The organism is Rhizobium arsenicireducens, assembly GCF_964021225.1.
This window is the reverse complement of sequence record NZ_CAXHYK020000001.1, coordinates 2,405,698-2,423,281: the sequence shown is the minus strand read 5'-3', so window position 1 is coordinate 2,423,281 and position 17,584 is coordinate 2,405,698. Positions and strand designations below refer to the sequence as shown.

The window sequence follows — 17,584 nt, the reverse complement described above, 5'->3', positions numbered from 1 at the left end:
GTCACCGTTCAATCAGAACAGCACAGGCTCGTCGCCGTCCGCAGGGGCGTAACGGTTGATTTCCATGCCGCAGCTGACCTCGACGAATTTAGGGGCATTCCATTTCATGGTACTTCCTCCCAAGGTTGAAGAGCGCGCTTGTTGTCCTTTGCGAGAGCAAAACGCCGATTTTCCGAAAGATCGGAAGGCTGCCGGCTGGACACTCCTCCAAGCCTTGCGATCTTAGGGGGGCAGGTTCGCAGTCTGCAACACGGATAAACGTATCGGTTTTGGACACTCTCTACCCCACAGGAGGCACGGGCGCGCTGCTGCAGCAGCGGCCAGCCGCCCATCACGGCGCGGCGGAAAAGGCCGGCGATCGCGGCATTCAGCAGGTCGCCCGGGGATGAAGGCCATTGAGCGCAAGAAGGCCTTCTGGAGGCCAAGGTGCGCATATTCTTCTTGGCCGGTGCTCTCAAACAAACCAATTGACTCGAGAAGAAATCGATTCCTAAACTCTGCATGTAGTGCGTGTTGGGAGGCATTTGCGCTACGACTATCCTGATTAAACGACAAGATGCGAATGCACCTCGGCATGCCCCGCAACGCGTGGCGTGCGCATGACGACTGTGATTAATCTGGGAGGAAAATCATGAGACATCTGCTGTCATCCGCCGCAGCGCTTGCCCTTTCGGCGGGCCTTGCGTCTGCGCAAACGCCTGCTGTGCCCGACAATCTGGAGAAGCTTTCGAATTTTCAGAGCACGGGTGCCGCCGCATTCACCTTCGTCGAACAGAAAGGTGAGTATGCCGACGGGATCAAGAAAAACCTTGAGCGGATCAAGATGCCGCCGGGCTTCAAGATCGGGCTCTATGCCGTCGTTCCCGATGCCCGCCACATGGCGGTCGGCCCGCAGGGCATCGTGGTCTTCGTCGGGACCCGCAAGGACAAGGTCTGGTCGGTCACGGATCGCAACAAGGACCGTGTGGCGGACGAAGTGAAGGATTTCGCGCCGTCACTGCAATTCTCGATCCCGAATGGGCCATGCTTCTCCAAGGATGGCTTCCTCTATATCGCCGAACAGAACCGCGTCCTCCTGTTCCCCGCTGCCGAGTTCTTCTATGAAAGCCCCGATGTCGCGGCCTTCAACCTGGTGAAGAAGGGCGAACTGATCCCGGCGGAACAGGAAAGCTTCAACCACACGGCCCGCGTCTGCAAGATCGGGCCGGATGGCAAGATCTACATTTCGCTGGGCCAACCGTTCAACGTGGCTCTGCCGGAAAATCTCGAGACCAACACCAAATGGGGCATCGGCGGCATCATCCGCATGAATACCGATGGCACCCGACGCGAGGTTTTCACCTATGGCATCCGCAATTCGGTCGGGCATGATTTCCACCCGGTCACCGGCGAGCTCTGGTTCACCGATAATCAGGTCGACGGCATGGGTGACGACATTCCGCCCGGCGAGATCAACCGCCAGACCGCAATGGGCCAGCACTTCGGCCATCCGTGGTATGGCGGCGGCTCGGTCCGCACGAAGGAATATGAGGGTCAGGACGTGCCCGTGGAGGTGACCATGCCGGCGGTCGAGATGGTGGCCCATGCCGCCGACCTTGGCATGACTTTCTATACCGGCAACATGTTCCCCGAGAAGTACAAGAACGCCATCTTCTCGGCGCAGCACGGATCGTGGAACCGCACCGAGCCGGTGGGCGCTCGGGTGATGGTGACGACCATAGATGACGACGGCAAGGCTACCGCGGAGCCCTTCGCCGAGGGCTGGATCGACGAGAACGGCGAATACCTCGGCCGTCCGGTCGATATCGCGCAGCTGCGCGACGGATCGATCCTGGTGTCTGACGATCTGGCCGGCGCCATCTACCGCATCTGGTACGAAGGCAATTGATGCGGGGCATCACCATACTCGGTCTGGGCGGGGTTCTCCTCGCCCAAGCCCTCGCGCCGGTTGCGCTGGCTCAAGACCTTACGGGCGATCCCGCGGCGGGGCGCAAGAAGGCGGGATTGTGCCGCACCTGCCACGGGATAGAGGGTCTGGCCAAGATACCGATCGCGCCGCATATCGGTGGCGAGAATCCGAACTACATCATGCATCAGCTCACCGCCTTCCGCGAAGGGACGCGCGTGCACGAGATGATGTCGGTCGTCGCCCGGGGCCTGGATGACCAGAGCATCGCTGATCTGGCGGCTTGGTATTCCTCGCAGGATGTGAGTGCTTCGCTCGCACCCGGAAAGACCGGGGACATGGCGCCCGAGGCTTGTGTCGCCTGCCACGGCGCGGATGGTCTCGCCAGGATCGAGGACGCACCGAACCTGGCGGGGGAAAACGCGATCTATATCGACACGCAGCTCAAGGCCTTCCGCACCGGCAAGCGCACGCATCCGGTGATGTCGGAAATCGCAGCCGGGCTGAGCGACACGGATATCCGTACCGTGGCGGAATGGTATGCGGCGACCAGAATCGAGATCGCACCGGTCAAATAAGGATCCGCGTACGGGGAAGAGGCCCGCGGGAATTTGCCGAGGCCTCGGAAGACCTCGGTCAAACCCGGCTCACGCTCTTTGCGGCAGCAGCGGATAGCCGACCATCACGGCGCGGCCGGCAAGCCCGGCGATCGCGGCCTTCATGAGGTCGCCCGGAATGAAGGCCATCGAGCCGAGGAAGGCCTTTTCGAGGCCGAAGCCGGCGCCGAAGGCCAGATAGCCGATGCCGAAGACATAGAGCACGACGACGCCGCCGAGTGCCGCCGCGGCAAAGAAGCCGAACGTCTGGGCCACTGCGGACAGGCCCGGACGGGCGAAGCGTTCGGCGATCAGGCCGGTGGCAAAGGCCGCCGGCACCCAACCGATCAGGAAGCCGACGGTCGGCCCGGCAAAGACGGCAAGGCCGCCGCGGCCCCCGGACAGCACCGGCAGGCCGATCGCCACCAGCAGGATGACCAGCACGGCGGCGAGCGCCCCGCGCCGGGCGCCGAGAATGACGCCGGCCAGCATGACGCCGAGCGACTGCGCGGTGATTGGCACGGGAATGAAGCCGAGCGTGATCGGCGGAACGAAGCCGAGTGCGACGATGATCGCGGCAAACAGTGAGATAAGGACGAGGTCACGAGTTTGCATGATGTCTCCCTTGGGCCTGTCGGGCAAAGCCATCACGTGGGCTTGCGAAAGCGACAGATGTGAAACCGGAATTTTCCCCAGCGGAAAACGTCACTGCCCCCGAATGCCCCGGGCGTCAATGGCCTCGGCGATATTATCCGCATCCTTGAGGGTGGCGATGATCAGCGGCCCAAGGATGGTTGAGATCTTCGGGCGGATGCCGCGCGCCCGGTGCGCCTCGCGGATCGCTTCGTAGCGGGAAAGGATTTCCGGCACGAAACGCACCACCAGTCCGACCGAGAGGCCGATGTCCGATGCCTTGACGAGGCCGATCCGCTCGAGCGGCGCGGCGGCCCTGGTGATCGTCTCGATGAAGGCCGAGACCGTGGTCGTCGCCGTTACCGCCGCCCCCAGCAGCATCAGCGTCGAAAGGCGAAGCACGGTGACCATCGCCTCCTCGGCGCTGGTCAGCAGCAGATGGAAGAGCCCGACGATGGCGATGGTGAGGAAGACGGGCTTGAGCGGCGACAGCGCCGCGCGCAGCGGCTGGCCGAGGGTGAAATAGAGCATAGCCGCGGCGGTCAGCACCGGCACCAGAAGACGCGGATCGCGGGTCAGGAAGATCAGCACGGCAATCAGCGCCAGCCCCGCGATCTTCACCGCCGGTTTCGTCCGGTGCATCAGGCTGTGGCCGGCGACATGCAGGCTTCTCATGAAAGCGCGACCTCCCGGTAGCGGGCGATGGCCCGGCCGGCCGCGCCGTCGAAGGCGATCCGCCCCTGGTGGAAGACCAGCACGCGTTCGAAACCGGCGACCAGGTCGAGATCGTGGCTGATGACGATCGCCTGCTGCTCCAGCCCCTCGATCGCAGCCTTGACCATGGCTCGGTTCTTCAGGTCGAGCTGGTTGGTCGGCTCGTCGAAAATCACCAGCTCCGGCTCGGTGACGACGACGGCGGCGAGCGCCGCCAGCTGCAATTCGCCGCCGGACAGTTCGTGCGGCCGCCGGCCGGCGAGATGGGTTATGCCGAAGCGTTCCAGCACCGCATCGACCGCCCGGTCGAGCGCGCCGCCCTTTAGGCCACGGCTCTTCGGTCCAAAGGCGATGTCGTCGCGGATGATCGGCAGGATGATCTGGTTGGCCGGGTTCTGGAAGATGAAGCCGGCCCTGGATAGCACCGCCTTGTGATCCTTCACCGTGTCGAGCCCGTCGAGCGATACGGTGCCGGCCGACGGCTTGACGAGGCCGTTGATCAGCCGCGCAAACGTCGTCTTGCCCGACCCGTTGAGCCCGATCACCCCGATGCGGCGCTCGGCGAGTGTGAGCGACAGCGGATGAAGCGCCGTCTGCGTGCCATAGCGCACCTCTGCCCGGTCGAATGTGATCTGCAAGCGTAAAAGTCCCCGCGGGTGTCTGAGGCGTCTCTATAGACCGAAGGGCGGGGCAGGGGAATATGCGCCGGCGTTGGCGTGGGGCGGCTCCTCATCCGCCTGTCGGCACCTTTGCCGGCCCTTCACTTGGGCTCAGGGCGTTCGTCATTCGAAACGATTCGCTGGATCGTTTCGTCGGCTGCGCCGACCCTTCCTCACCCCCGCAGGCGGGGAGAAGGGACGTGTGATTGCCGTCCCGTCCCATCGCCTGGCGCACTGGCGTGCGTCGCTGCAATCGATTGACCGGATCCATTTGTCTGCATGGCCGACCAATCTCACTCCGCAAGCGGCAGGGCAATCGCATAGGAAGGCATGGGTCGGCAGGTGGAGCCCCTCCCCCTTGTGGGGAGGGGTCGGGGAGGGGTCTTCGCTCCGCAGCAAAACCCCTCCCGCCTGCCGGCCACCCTCCCCACAAGGGGGAGGGTTGAGAATGCCGCGCCGCCGCAGGTTCCATGTCCGATGGCCCTGCCGGAGCTGGGGAGAAGGAGCTTGCTGCAGCGTTTCGTCTCCCTCGCCCCGCTTGCGGGGAGAGGGCGGGGTGAGGGGCAATTGTCCCGACCCTGCGGCGAAACAGGAGCACCAAACCTCGCATCGACCATTGAACATACCATGAACATCCTCTACCCTCGGTGTCATGGCGATTCCCATCACCAACACGCAGGCGCGAAGGATTTTCCTCGAACGGCAGGGGCTGTCTCGTCCGCCGCATCTGGCGCTCGGCAAGGCCGGGCTCTACGACCTCATCCACGACCTCGGCTTCGTCCAGGTCGACAGCATCTCAACCGTCGAGCGCGCCCATCACCAGATCCTCTTTTCGCGCAACCAGACCTACCGGCCGGAACACCTGACCGCGCTTCTGGAAAAAGACCGCACGCTCTTCGAGCACTGGACGCACGACGCCTCGATCATCCCCTCCGCCTTCTTTCCCTACTGGAAGCATCGCTTCGTGCGGCGCGAGGCCCGCATCCTGGAAAACTGGGCGAAATGGCAGGGCGAGGGTTTTGACCAGGCCTTCGACGAGACCTACGAGAAGATCCGCGCGCGCGGCCCGATCATGGCGCGCGAGGTCAAGGCCGAGGACCACAAGTCGGGCGGCTGGTGGAACTGGCATCCGTCGAAGACCGCGCTCGAATTCCTCTGGCACACCGGCAAGCTGGCGATCGCCGGCCGCGACAATTTCCAGAAGGTCTACGACCTTTCTGAGCGCGTCATCCCGCCCGATCATTTTGCCGCCGAGGTCGATCACGACGTCTTCATCGACTGGGCCTGCCGGCAGGCGCTGACAAGGCTCGGCTTCGCCACCCATGGCGAAATCGCCGCCTTCTTCGATCTGGTCACCCCGCAGGAGGCGAAAGCATGGGTGGAGGACCACCGCGCCGAGCTGGAGGAGGTCTCGATCGAGACGGTCGACGGCAAGCCGCGCGCCTCCTTCGCACTTGCCGAAAGCCTGCCGGCGCTGCTTGACCCGCCCGAGCCGCCCGCCCGCATCCGCACTTTAAGCCCCTTCGACCCGCTGATCCGCGACCGCAACCGCACCGAACGCCTGTTCGGCTTCTTCTACCGCATCGAGATTTTTGTCCCCGAACCGAAGCGCGAATACGGCTACTACGTCTTCCCGCTCTTGGAATCCGACCGCCTGATCGGCCGCATCGACATGAAGGCCAACCGCAAGGCGGGCGTGCTCGACGTCAAGCGACTGTGGCTGGAAAAGAGCGTCAAACCGTCCACCGGGCGGCTGGAGAAGCTGGAGGCGGAGCTGGTGCGCCTGGCGAAGTTCGCTGGCGTGGAGCGGGTGGTCTATCGCGAGGGATGGTTGGGATGAGGGGAGGAATGGGAATGTCCGAGACAGACAACAGCGGCTACCGCATCGAGGCCCGCGTGCCGGGCATGGAGGATTACTTGCGCCTGCGCCAGGTCGCCGGCCTCAGCCCCTTTTCCAGGGAGGCGGCGGAAAGGGGCCTGCCGAACTCCGTCTTCGGCGTCTGCCTGATGCGGGGCGACGCGGTCGTCGGTATGGGCCGGATCATCGGCGACGGCGGCTGCTTCTTCCAGGTGACCGACATTGCCATCGAACCCGCCCATCAGGGCAGGGGGCTCGCGAAATGGATCATGCAGGCGCTCGCAGATTTCATCGCGAGGCTGCCGAAATCCGCCTATGTCAGCCTGATCGCCGACGTGCCGGCGAACCGGCTCTGTGCCCAGTTCGGTTTCGAAGAGACCGCCCCCCGCTCCGTCGGCATGGCTCGCGAAGTGGTGTGATCCGCAGGCCTTGCCTGCCGGCAGGAGTGAGATCGATGGAAGGATTGCACGTATTCATTGTAGAGGCGAAGGCGGCGGCCTATGTGGGTGGCCGCGCCGCCGGCCTCTCGTCGCGCGCTGGATCGCATGACATTGCCTATCAACGGGGCCCCTGGTCTTATCTCGACAGCTATTTCGGCGGCACGGATTTTCTCGGGCAGGAAGTCGTGTGGTTCGACGGCAATCCGACCTGGGCCATGAACTATTACGGCCGCATCCTGGATCCATCCGTGATCGACGGCAGTCGCGCCGGCTCAGTCATCCGCACGGTGTTGCCGCTGATGTATGCCGAAGGCCGGTTCCTCGGCAGTTTCGAGCATGAGGTCGGCGACTACCGCTACAGGGATGAAAGCGAGGGAGATCATTGCAGCTTCACGGGCATCGAGCGCATCCTGACAGATGGCCGCGACGTCTACCGTCTCGACTATCACGGCGGCCTCATCGTGCCTTGAAGTGTTCACCGGGCGGCTGGAGACGGTCGAGGCGGAACTGGAGCGGGTGGTGTATCGCGAGGGGTGGCTGGGGTGAGGGGCCAGTGCGGGAGTAGGGACCGAGCCTGGTACGCTTCGTGCGCAAGCTAGTGCTCCTAATTCGCGAGAACGCTTGTGTTTCTGGCTTATTTACGCACCATTCGGCAGCGGATCGTTCTTAGTAGCTTCTAGATGGGCATCATGCGTAGCGATCCAACTCTCCAGCTTCTCCATAAGATTTGGCCACACGTCGTCGTATTCGCGGTGAAACGTCTCCATGCAAAGCCTCATCACGTTGAGGTGGCGCTCCCCGTGGATATCCATCCATCGGTTCGCGAAGCGCGTTTCGTATTCATCGTTGTTCGCCGTGGAATAGCCAGCAGCCATGCCCTCATAATTCGGGTGGGCGCTTTCCGACAGGTTGCCGTAGAGCTCTACGAGACCGGGATACCTCTTGTCGCACTTGTTGAGGATGGTGACGATGTTGAGTGCATTGTGCTCTGTCGAGCCATCGCGCGAACCGAGGAGGAGAATGCTGGTCTTCCGGGAGAACATGTGGAAATCGAGATTACCTTCAAGCACTTGCTCAAGGATCTGGTTCAGATAGAGCAGTATTGCTAACGTCTCGAAGCCGCTGCGAAGCAAGATGCGAGCGCCAAGACCATGTCCTTGTCGATACAATACACATGACTGTGTCAGCAGATCTGTTAGCCGCCAGAACGTCAGCTCTCTTAACATCCAGCATCGGAAAGGAGCCTTCCACTTGTACGCAGTGGCGTTGCGTGAAATCAAGCCACCGATCGGGATGATTTCCATGAGCGATGTCCGCCAATTGGCGAGGTTCTGTTCGATCGTCTCCATCCAACACACTTAGCAGATTCCTAGTCAAACAGGATATCCGCTTCGGGTCGAAGGGAAACAAGCGCCTGGAAATTTAGTACATTTGCCCCCCATCACCGCCGCATCGCCCTCTCGACCGCCGCAAACACCCGCGGATCGCTCGACTGCGCCACATTGAACCGCAAAAACCGCGTCGCCGTCTGCGAGACGCTGAAGACATTGCCGGGGGCGAGCACGATCTTGTCGGCGAGCGCGCGGCGCGCGACGTCGGCGGCGTCGAGGCCGTCCGGCAGCTGGCACCAGAGGAACATGCCGCCGCGCGGTTCGAGCCAGGGTTTGAGCCCGAGCGCCCGAAGCTTCTTGTTGGTCTCGCCTGTGGCGCGCGACAGGCGGTCGCGCAAGGTGGCGATGTGCTTGCGATAGGTCCCGTCTTTGAGGATGTTCAGCACCAGTTCGGCGGAGACGGGATTGCCGCCGAAACTCGTGGCGATCTTCAGGTCGATCAGCCCCTCGATCCAGTCGGGGCGGGCGGCGATGAAACCGCAGCGCGCCGCCGCCGACAGCGTCTTGGAAAAACTGCCGATATGGATCACCCGGTCGAGCCCGTCGAAGGCCGAAAGGCGCGGCGCCGGCTCGGGCTCGAAATCGGCAAAGATGTCGTCCTCGATGATGGTGAGGCCCGATTGCTCGGCGAGTTTCAGCAGCCGGTGGGCGGGCGCCGGCGAAAGCGTAGCACCTGTCGGATTGTGCAGCGCCGAATTGGTGATGTAGAGGCGCGGCCGGTGCTCGGTGAGTGCTTCGGCAAACAGTGCGATGTCCGGGCCGGTCGCGGTATAGGGCACGCCGACGACCTTGACCCGGTGGGCGCGGAGCAGTGCCAGGAAGTTGAAATAGCAGGGGTCGTCGACCAGCACGGTGTCGCCCGGCTCGATCAGGAAACGGCAGAGCAGGTCGATCGCCTGCGTGCCCGATTCCGTCAGCATGATCTGGTCCGGCGCCGCCTGGATGCCGCGCTCGGCCATGCGCCGCGACAGAAGCTGGCGGAGCGGCGGAAGCCCGAGCGGCGAGCCGTAGTCGGCAAGCACCGTGTCGTCGGCCCGCGTCAGCTGGCGCAGCGACCGGCGCAGCTCGTCCTGCGGCATCCACGCTGCCGGCAGCCAGCCGCAGCCGGGCGTCAGCGTGTCCGCGCCGGCCTCCAGCGACTGCCGCGACACCCAGAAGGGGTCGACGGCGCGATCGAGCCTCGGGCCGATCTCCGCCAGCACCAGCGGCGGCGGGTGGCCGGCGACATAGAAGCCGGAGCCCGGCCGCGACTGGATCAGCCCCTCGGCCGCCAGCCGGTCATAGGCCTCGACCACGGTCGAGGTGGAGACCGCCATGACCTTGGCAAAGCCGCGGATCGACGGCAGCCTTGCCCCCGGCGCCAGCGTGCGCCCGCCGATCCTCTGGCGGATGGCGCCCATGACGCGGCCGACGCGCGTGCCGTCTTCGCCGTCGCCTTCGTCGTCGCGCGTGATCTTGTCCAGCATGTGTACTGCTCTCGCGACCATTACAGTTCGGCAAAACTGTAATGCACTGTCTCTGAAGAATCCATCCGCGATCGCCTATCCTTTCGGCGGTCAATAAGGATGGGAATGATGGACAAGACGACAAGTGGATGGATCAACGGTTTTCTCGGCGTGCTGATCTTCAGCGGCTCGCTCCCCGCCACCCGGGTGGCCGTGGCCGATTTCGACCCGGTGTTCCTGACCGTGGCCCGCGCGGCCATCGCCGGCGCGCTGGCGCTTTGCCTGCTGCTGGTGTTCCGCCAGAAATGGCCGAAGCGCAGCGAGCTGATTTCGCTGGTCGTCGTCGCGCTCGGCGTCGTCGTCGGCTTTCCGCTGCTGACCGCGCTTGCCCTCAAGCACGTTACCTCGGCGCATTCGATCGTCTTCGTCGGGCTCCTGCCGCTGGCCACCGCCAGCTTCGCCGTGCTGCGCGGCGGCGAGCGGCCAAGGCCGGCCTTCTGGCTGTTTTCCGGCCTCGGCAGCCTGCTCGTCGCGGGCTTTGCCCTGCTGCAGGGCGTGACGGCCTCGCCGGTCGGCGACCTGCTGATGCTCGGCGCCATCATCGTCTGTGGGCTGGGTTATGCCGAGGGCGCAAAACTTTCCCGTACGCTCGGCGGCTGGCAGGTCATTTCCTGGGCGCTCGTGCTCTCCCTGCCGGTCATGGCAGTGCTGGCGCTCGCCACCATGCCGCGGTCCTTTGCCGGAACGGGCCAGCCGGCCTGGCTCGGCCTTGCCTATGTCTCGGTGTTCAGCATGCTGATTGGCTTCGTCTTCTGGTATCGCGGCCTGGCCCAGGGCGGCATCGCCGCCGTCGGCCAGTTGCAACTCTTGCAGCCCTTCTTCGGCCTGGTGCTGGCGGCCGGCCTGCTCGGCGAGGCGGTGAGCGGGTCCATGGTCGCGGTCACCGCCGCCGTGGTGGCCTGCGTCGCCGGGGCAAAACGCTTCGCCCGATAGAGTTTGTTGCAGCGTGCGGAGCGGCTATAGGGAAGGCCATATGTGCCCCCGGCGAACCGGGGGCATTTTTAGTCTGTCAATGCCGGCAGATCAAACAATCTCCGTCGCGCTGATCCGAATGCCAAAGCCTTCCAGCCCGACATAATGGCGTTCGCGCGAGGCCAGCAACCGGATCGAGCTGACGCCGAGGTCTTTGAGGATCTGCGCGCCGAGGCCGATTTCCAGCCATTCGCTGTCGCGGGCCTGCGCCTGTTCGTGGGCTTCGCGCTCGTGCAGGCCGGTGCGGGCCGTGGTCGAGATGCCGACGCCGACCGAGCCTTCGCGCAGGTAGACGACGACGCCGCGGCCCTTGGCGGCGATCTTCTTCATGATCTCGTCGATCTGGCGGTCCTTGCCGAACACGTCCGTGCCGACATGCTCGAGATGCAGGCGCACCGGAATGTCGACGCCATCGCGGATATCGCCGAAGACGACGGCGAGATGCTGCATCGGGTCCCAGGGCAGGGAATAGGCATGCGCCTTGGCCGGGCCATAGGGCGTCTCTATGCTGAAGCTCGAGGCAAGCTCGATCAGCGTTTCCTTGCGCTGGCGATAGGCGATGAGGTCGGCGACCGAAACGCGCTTCAGCCCGTGTTCCTCGGCGAAGGCAAAAACCTCCGGCCCGTGCTTGACGGTGCCGTTGTCGTTGACCAGTTCGCCGATCACGCCGACCGGCGGAAGCCCGGCGAGCTTGCAGAGATCGACGGCGGCTTCGGTATGGCCGGAGCGCATCAGCACGCCGCCCTCGCGCGCCACCAGCGGGAAGATGTGGCCGGGACGGACGAAATCGGCCGGGCCGACATTCGGGTTGGCGAGATTGCGGACCGTCAGCGTGCGATCCTCGGCGGAAATGCCCGTGGTCGTGCCGTGCTTGAAGTCGACGGTCACGGTGAAGGCCGTGGTGTGGGCGCTGTCGTTTTCCGCGACCATGGCGTTGAGGTTGAGGCGCTTGGCCTCCTCCTTCGGCATGGGGGCGCAGACGATGCCCGAGGTGTGGCGCACGATGAAGGCCATCTTCTCGGCGGTGCAATGCACGGCGGCGACGATCAGGTCGCCTTCGTTCTCGCGGTCGTCGTCATCGGTGACGACGACGATTTCGCCGGCCTCGAAGGCGCGGATGGCGTCGACGACGCGGCTCTGGTCATAGCTCATGGGAAAGTCCTCGTCACTTCAGTCGGCCGGTCTGGCCGCGGTCTCGCAAATAATGATCGGCAATGGCGCAGGCGAGCATCGCCTCGCCGACAGGAACCGCCCGGATTCCGACGCAAGGGTCGTGGCGGCCCTTGGTGCGCACGTCCACCTCGTTGCCGTCGGCATCGATCGACCGCCGTTCGGTCAGGATCGACGAGGTCGGCTTGATGGCGAAGCGCGCCACGATCGGTTCACCGGTGGAAATCCCGCCGAGAATGCCGCCGGCGTGGTTGGAAAGAAACACCGGCTTGCCGTCCGGCCCGATGCGCATCTCGTCGGCGTTCTCTTCGCCGGTGATCTCGGCCGAGGCGAAACCGTTGCCGATCTCGACGCCCTTGACCGCATTGATCGACATCAGCAGGCTGGCAATGTCCTGGTCGAGCTTGCCGTAGACCGGCGCGCCGATGCCGGCGGGCACGCCCTCGGCGATGACCTCGATCACCGCGCCGACCGAGGACCCGGCCTTGCGGATCTCGTCGAGATAGGCCTCCCAGACGGGAACGATTTCCGGGTCCGGCGCGAAGAACGGGTTCTCGCTTACCTCGGCCCAGTCCCAGTTGGCCCGGTTGATCTTGTGTTTGCCGATCTGCACCAGCGCGCCGCGAATGGTGACGCCGGGAACGACAAGGCGGGCCAAGGCTCCGGCGGCGACGCGGGCCGCCGTCTCGCGCGCAGACGAGCGTCCGCCGCCGCGATAATCGCGAATGCCGTATTTGACGTCATAGGTATAGTCGGCATGGCCCGGCCGATAGCGCTTGGCGATGTCGCCATAGTCCTTGGAGCGCTGGTCGGTGTTCTCGATCATCAGCGAGATCGGCGTGCCGGTGGAAATCATCGATCCGTCGTCCTGCGGCATCACGCCGGAGAGCACCTTGACCAGGTCGTCCTCGCGGCGTTGCGTCACGAAGCGCGACTGGCCGGGCTTGCGCTTGTCGAGGAAGGACTGCAGGTCGTCGAGGGTGAAACGGATGCCGGGCGGACAGCCGTCGACCACGGCTCCCAGCGCCGGCCCGTGGCTTTCGCCCCAGGTGGTGACGCGAAACAGATGACCGAAAGTATTGTGCGACATGGCTAAGCACCGGAACGTTCGGGCGGCACTTGGATGTCAGCGCGCCGCCGCGGCTTTTGTTGGGGCTCACTCATAGTGGAAAAGCGCCCGGCGCGACAAGCCTTTCTTGGAGACGCAGCGTTCGAGATCGGCGATCCGCTCACGAGGCCTTTCGCTGCGGATAGCCCTTGGCAAAGCGGTTGAACTCGTCGAAGGGCAGCGGCCTGGCGAAGGCATAGCCCTGCAGGTAGTCGCAACCGAGCTGACGCAGCAGACCCGCATGATCGAGGCTCTCGACGCCCTCCGCCACCGTCTCGACGCCAAGCGAACGGGCAATCTCGATGATCGAGCGCACTAGGGCACGTTCCTGCGGCGAGTTGACGATCGGCATCACGAGCTGGCGGTCGATCTTCAGCCGCTTGGGTTTGAGCCTGAGCAGGCTGACGATCGAGGTGTGGCCGGTGCCGAAGTCGTCGATCTCGATGTCGATGCCGAGCGCCTTGATCTTCTCGATGTTCTCGGTGACGACGTCGTCGCTCTCGTCGAGGAAGATCGATTCCACCAGTTCGAAGCAGATGGCGCCCGGGTCGATGGCAAGGCCATGCAGCTGCTCGACGAGGGTGGCGTCGTGCAGGCGCTTCGACGAGACGTTGACCGAAATGCGCGGCACCTTCACGCCGAGCGCCGTCCAGCACATCTGGTCGCGGAGTGCCTTTTCCAGCACCAGCTGGTCGATCCGGGCCATGACGTTCAGTCCCTCGGCGACCTTGATGAAATGGCCGGAGGCAAGCACGCCCTTGTCCGGGTGGTTCCATCGCACCAGCGCCTCGGCGCCGGAGAGCTCCATTGTCGCGGCTTCAAACTGCGGCTGGTACCAGACGGTGAACTCGTCGCGCTCGAGGCCCGTCAGGATCTCGTCGGCCATGCGCTTCCTGGAAACGATATTGGCTTGCAGGTCGGGGGTGAAGAACTCGTAGCAGTTCCTGCCCTTTTCCTTGGCCTGGTAGAGCGCGATGTCGGCATTTACGAGCACGCGGCGTGCGTCGGGTGCGATACCGGAGGCCTGCGCGATGCCGATCGAAATGCCGCAGCGACAGGAAAAGCCCTCGAAATCGATCGGCTTGCTCATCTCCTGGATGATCCGCTCGCACAGTTCGGCGATTTCGTCCGCCGTGGCCGCCCTGCGGGCAAGGATGACGAATTCGTCGCCGCCGATCCGCGCCACCAGATCGCCGCGCGGCGCGTTGCGTGCAAGCACCTTCGAGGCATGCACCAGCATGGCGTCGCCCGCCGCATGGCCAAGCGTGTCGTTGATCTCCTTGAAGCGGTCAAGGTCGAGATGCAGGATGGTGAAACGGGTGCGGTGGCCTTGGCCGGACTGGCCAAGCTCGTCGAGTTCCATGTCCAGCTTACGGCGATTGGCGAGCGATGTCAGCGGATCGTGCAGGGCGTTGTATTCAATGCGATTTTTGGCGAGTTCCAGTTCCATGTTGCGGCTGTCGGCGTCCGTCTTGGCCGCTCTGAGTTGTTCCGCCAGCAGGGCGTCTGCCGTCACGTCGAAGGCAATGCCGATGATCTTCTTCTTGCCGTCCCTGCCGACATGGACCTGTCCGACAGAACGGACATAGCGCAGCTTGTTGTTGGGCAGGACAATGCGCTGGATGGTGTTGACGGTCGTGCCGAAACTGGTGGCGCGGTTGGTAGCAAGCAATATCTCCTGCCGGTCGTCCGCATGGAGCGCCGAAAGCCATTGCTGCCGCGTCACCGGCTGGTTGCTGAAAGGCAGATTATACAGCTGGTGCATCCGCTCGTCCCAGACGGCGTTGGTCGTCACCGGGTCGCCTTCCCATATCCCGCAATTGTACGATGCGAGCGCCAGATCCAGCTTGTGCGAGAGTTCCGAGAGTTCGTGTTCGCGGCTGGAAAGCTCGTCGAGCGCCAGCTCGAGCTCGGCATTCTTGATGTCGCTGGTCGCCTTCGCTTCGCGCAGGGTCTGGGTAAACAGCGTGTCCTTGGTGACATCCCAGACGATACCAGTCAGCCGCCTGGGGTCGTTCTCGCCGTTCGAATAGGCGCCGACCGAGCGCAGGTGACGCGTTGTGCCGTCTGGAAGAATGACCCGATAGGCGATGTCCCAGGTGGGGCTGGCTTCGGCGCGCATGTTCTTGGAGAATGCGGCTTCGACGCCCGGGACGTCTTCGGGGTGAATGACCGAGTACCAATGGGAAATGCTATCGGAGCCGTCTTGGGCCGGAAGCCCGTGCAGGGCTGCTGCCCGCGCGTCCCACGACAGCAGAGCCTCGGCTTCGTTCGCTTCCCAGATGCCGATATTGGCGGTTTCCATGGCGAGGTTGAAGCGCCGCGACAGATCGAGCAGCTTTTCCTCGCGTGCCTTCGACTGCGACTTGTGGCGGTTGCGTTCGCGCAAGAGGTGCAGGGTCAAGGAGACCGGCACGATCATGCTGATGCCGGCGGCGAAGCCGCTGATGTGGTCGAGCAGCACAGTGACGGCAATAATGCTCAGGCTGGCGATCAGCCCCATGACGAGGAATACACCCGCGCCGGGCATGCGTGCCCAATGGCTCCGCCAGGTTCTGTCTAAAATGCTCAAGTCAGGAGTGTCCCCAGGTTCTTTGGGAAATCCTAGCCGGTCGCGGTTAATATAGAATTGAATCGACAATAGTGTCGTCATGCGACTAAATTCGCCCGCGCGACGGCGATTTGCAGCAACGCCGGTCCGTGCGCAAGTGTTCGCCAAAGTCACGCGAAGCAATCTGCGCTTGCTACGGCTGGTTGAGCGTCGCGGTATTTGCGTTCATCAATCGCACCGAAAATGTCACTGTTGCGGGCGATTTTTGCCACATTCTGGAGGCCTACTTTGAAACACGTCCTGAAACTGTCGAAAGTGGCGAAGGTACCCCGCATGCGTATGATGATTGCACTGCTTCTGGCGACCGCGAGTTTCTTCTCGCCGCTCAGCGTGCTGGCGGCCAGCAACGATGTCGAGGCAACCATCCAGGCGGTGAACGTCGACAACCTGAGCCTGGTATTGGACGATGGACAAACCTATTCCCTGCCTGCGGAGTTCAATTTTGACGGTCTCGAAAGCGGCGTAAAGGTGATCGTGTTCTACACCGAGGTCGATGGCAAGCGGGTCGTCGATGATCTGGAAATTGTGCAGTAAGGCCTGTTTCCCCGGCGCCTGAGGCCGGCCGGAAGGCGCGTCAAAGCCAGTCGATCAGACCGCCGTCGCGGTCGATCTTGAGAATGCGGTCTTGCGGCACATTCATCTCGCAGGCCTTGTCGCCGCTCCATCGGCCGATGATGCGAAAGACGCTGCGCACGATGCCGCCATGGCTGACACAGACGGTCGGCCGCTCTACCGATGTCAACCAGGCGCCGACGCGCCACGACAGGATCTCGTAGCTTTCGGCGTCCTTGCCCGGCGGAATGAAGTCCCATTTCTGCCTCGCCCGCGCCTCCACCCGTTCGGGCATGAAACGCTGCAATTCGGGGATCGTCGAACCCTCCCAGTCACCAAAGGAAAGTTCGATCAGACGGGGATCGGTGCGATAGGCCGAAGGATCGAGACCCATGGCGGCGCGCACTCGCTCCATGGTTTCGCGCGTCCGGCCGAGAGGCGAGGCGACATAGTCGAACTCCGCCGCGCTCTCGCCCAGTTCCTCCGCAAGACGCCGGCCGTTCTCGCTTGCCTGGCGCCGTCCATTCTCATTGAGGCCGATGTCCTTCTGCCCTTGCAGACGACCCTCGGCATTCCAGTCGGTCTGGCCGTGACGGATCAAATAGATGAGCACGGCATGCGACCTCGAATCGGAGAACTATTCCTTGGCGACGGTGATGTCCGGCGCGTCGACTGCCTTCATGCCGACGGTGTGATAGCCGGAATCGACATGATGCACCTCGCCGGTCACGCCGGTCGATAGGTCGGACAGGAGATACATGCCCGAGCGGCCCACCTCGTCTGTCGTCACGTTGCGCTTCAGCGGCGAGTTGTACTCGTTCCACTTGAGAATATAGCGGAAGTCGCCGATGCCGGAAGCGGCCAGCGTCTTGATCGGGCCGGCCGAGATCGCGTTGACGCGAATACCGCGGCCGCCCATGTCGACGGCGAGATAGCGCACGGAGGCCTCGAGCGCGGCCTTGGCGACGCCCATGACGTTATAATGTGGCATGACCTTCTCGGCGCCGTAATAGGTCAGCGTAATGATCGAGCCGCCGTCGTTCATGATCTTCTCGGCGCGCGCGGCGACCGCAGTGAACGAGTAGACGGAAATGTCCATCGTCCGGGCGAAGTTGTCGCGCGTCGTTTCGATGTAGCGGCCGGTCAGTTCGTCCTTGTCGGAAAAGGCGATGGCATGCACGACGAAGTCGATCTTGCCCCACTTGTCCTCGAGGTTCTTGAAGACGGCATCGATGCTGTCGAGATTGGTGACGTCGCAATCGCCGGCCATGAAGGCGTCGAGTTCCTGAGCCAGCGGTTCGACGCGCTTCTTCAGCGCTTCGCCCTGCCAGGTGAAAGCGATTTCGGCTCCCTGTTCATGACAGGCCTTGGCGATACCCCATGCGATCGAGCGATTGTTTGCGACGCCCATGATGATGCCGCGCTTGCCTGCCATGAGGCCGGAACCTTGAACCATGTTCTACTTCCCT

General features: G+C 63.5%; 18 protein-coding genes. 7 read left to right on the top strand and 11 right to left on the bottom strand.

The window, feature by feature from the left end; all coding sequences use genetic code 11:
- Window positions 1–12: 12 nt before the first annotated feature.
- Entirely contained in the window at window positions 13–108 is a 96-nt protein-coding gene (pqqA, locus tag ACWPVA_RS12135; protein WP_028736886.1) for a pyrroloquinoline quinone precursor peptide PqqA, read from the bottom strand.
- A 523-nt stretch (window positions 109–631) separates the two neighbouring features.
- Here pqqA and ACWPVA_RS12130 point away from each other — a divergent pair.
- Together ACWPVA_RS12130 and ACWPVA_RS12125 are read left to right on the top strand one after the other, a co-directional pair.
- Window positions 632–1,888, top strand: coding sequence for a PQQ-dependent sugar dehydrogenase (locus ACWPVA_RS12130; protein WP_454287935.1), 1,257 nt, complete (start codon window positions 632–634; stop codon window positions 1,886–1,888).
- Window positions 1,888–2,484 (top strand): c-type cytochrome, encoded by a 597-nt coding sequence (locus ACWPVA_RS12125; protein WP_454287934.1) that lies wholly within the window; start codon window positions 1,888–1,890, stop codon window positions 2,482–2,484. Before ACWPVA_RS12130 ends, ACWPVA_RS12125 begins: the two co-directional genes overlap by 1 nt.
- A gap of 69 nt (window positions 2,485–2,553) precedes the next feature.
- On the opposite strand, the gene ACWPVA_RS12120 is transcribed toward ACWPVA_RS12125, so the two are convergent.
- From ACWPVA_RS12120 to ACWPVA_RS12110, 3 genes are all read right to left on the bottom strand, one after another.
- Complete coding sequence (locus tag ACWPVA_RS12120; RefSeq protein WP_454287933.1) at window positions 2,554–3,117, bottom strand: biotin transporter BioY; 564 nt, start codon at window positions 3,115–3,117, stop codon at window positions 2,554–2,556.
- 90 nt (window positions 3,118–3,207) lie between these two features.
- Entirely contained in the window at window positions 3,208–3,810 is a 603-nt protein-coding gene (locus tag ACWPVA_RS12115; protein WP_454287932.1) for an energy-coupling factor transporter transmembrane component T family protein, read from the bottom strand.
- Entirely contained in the window at window positions 3,807–4,487 is a 681-nt protein-coding gene (locus tag ACWPVA_RS12110; RefSeq protein WP_454287931.1) for an energy-coupling factor ABC transporter ATP-binding protein, read from the bottom strand. The genes ACWPVA_RS12115 and ACWPVA_RS12110 overlap by 4 nt, the downstream gene beginning before the upstream one ends.
- Before the next feature lie 673 nt (window positions 4,488–5,160).
- Between ACWPVA_RS12110 and ACWPVA_RS12105 the strand changes: the two genes are divergently transcribed.
- The 3 genes from ACWPVA_RS12105 to ACWPVA_RS12095 are packed head-to-tail and all read left to right on the top strand — an operon-like array spanning window position 5,161 to window position 7,276.
- On the top strand, window positions 5,161–6,348 hold the full coding sequence (locus ACWPVA_RS12105) for a winged helix-turn-helix domain-containing protein (protein ID WP_454287930.1): 1,188 nt from the start codon (window positions 5,161–5,163) through the stop codon (window positions 6,346–6,348).
- A gap of 14 nt (window positions 6,349–6,362) precedes the next feature.
- Complete coding sequence (locus tag ACWPVA_RS12100; RefSeq protein ID WP_454287929.1) at window positions 6,363–6,785, top strand: GNAT family N-acetyltransferase; 423 nt, start codon at window positions 6,363–6,365, stop codon at window positions 6,783–6,785.
- A 35-nt stretch (window positions 6,786–6,820) separates the two neighbouring features.
- Window positions 6,821–7,276 (top strand): DUF5680 domain-containing protein, encoded by a 456-nt coding sequence (locus tag ACWPVA_RS12095; protein WP_454287928.1) that lies wholly within the window; start codon window positions 6,821–6,823, stop codon window positions 7,274–7,276.
- Window positions 7,277–7,444: 168 nt separating this feature from the next.
- On the opposite strand, the gene ACWPVA_RS12090 is transcribed toward ACWPVA_RS12095, so the two are convergent.
- Both ACWPVA_RS12090 and ACWPVA_RS12085 read right to left on the bottom strand, forming a co-directional pair.
- Complete coding sequence (locus ACWPVA_RS12090; RefSeq protein ID WP_454287927.1) at window positions 7,445–8,155, bottom strand: hypothetical protein; 711 nt, start codon at window positions 8,153–8,155, stop codon at window positions 7,445–7,447.
- Between the two features lie 92 nt (window positions 8,156–8,247).
- Window positions 8,248–9,663 (bottom strand): aminotransferase-like domain-containing protein, encoded by a 1,416-nt coding sequence (locus ACWPVA_RS12085; protein WP_454287926.1) that lies wholly within the window; start codon window positions 9,661–9,663, stop codon window positions 8,248–8,250.
- Window positions 9,664–9,771: 108 nt separating this feature from the next.
- Between ACWPVA_RS12085 and ACWPVA_RS12080 the strand changes: the two genes are divergently transcribed.
- Window positions 9,772–10,635, top strand: coding sequence for a DMT family transporter (locus tag ACWPVA_RS12080; RefSeq protein WP_454287925.1), 864 nt, complete (start codon window positions 9,772–9,774; stop codon window positions 10,633–10,635).
- Window positions 10,636–10,725: 90 nt separating this feature from the next.
- Here the strand turns inward: ACWPVA_RS12080 and ribB are convergent, their stop codons facing one another.
- The 3 genes from ribB to ACWPVA_RS12065 form a co-directional block, all read right to left on the bottom strand.
- Window positions 10,726–11,826 (bottom strand): 3,4-dihydroxy-2-butanone-4-phosphate synthase, encoded by a 1,101-nt coding sequence (ribB, locus tag ACWPVA_RS12075; RefSeq protein ID WP_454287924.1) that lies wholly within the window; start codon window positions 11,824–11,826, stop codon window positions 10,726–10,728.
- A 13-nt stretch (window positions 11,827–11,839) separates the two neighbouring features.
- A complete protein-coding gene (aroC, locus tag ACWPVA_RS12070) occupies window positions 11,840–12,934 on the bottom strand; it encodes a chorismate synthase (protein ID WP_454287923.1) in 1,095 nt (364 codons plus the stop codon).
- Window positions 12,935–13,073: 139 nt separating this feature from the next.
- Entirely contained in the window at window positions 13,074–15,524 is a 2,451-nt protein-coding gene (locus tag ACWPVA_RS12065) for an EAL domain-containing protein (RefSeq protein ID WP_454287922.1), read from the bottom strand.
- Window positions 15,525–15,836: 312 nt separating this feature from the next.
- Here ACWPVA_RS12065 and ACWPVA_RS12060 point away from each other — a divergent pair, with 312 nt between their 5' ends.
- Window positions 15,837–16,097, top strand: coding sequence for a DUF1344 domain-containing protein (locus ACWPVA_RS12060; RefSeq protein ID WP_454287921.1), 261 nt, complete (start codon window positions 15,837–15,839; stop codon window positions 16,095–16,097).
- A 40-nt stretch (window positions 16,098–16,137) separates the two neighbouring features.
- On the opposite strand, the gene ACWPVA_RS12055 is transcribed toward ACWPVA_RS12060, so the two are convergent.
- Both ACWPVA_RS12055 and fabI read right to left on the bottom strand, forming a co-directional pair.
- Window positions 16,138–16,728, bottom strand: coding sequence for a histidine phosphatase family protein (locus tag ACWPVA_RS12055; protein WP_454287920.1), 591 nt, complete (start codon window positions 16,726–16,728; stop codon window positions 16,138–16,140).
- A gap of 24 nt (window positions 16,729–16,752) precedes the next feature.
- On the bottom strand, window positions 16,753–17,571 hold the full coding sequence (fabI, locus tag ACWPVA_RS12050) for an enoyl-ACP reductase FabI (protein ID WP_454287919.1): 819 nt from the start codon (window positions 17,569–17,571) through the stop codon (window positions 16,753–16,755).
- Window positions 17,572–17,584: the final 13 nt, after the last annotated feature.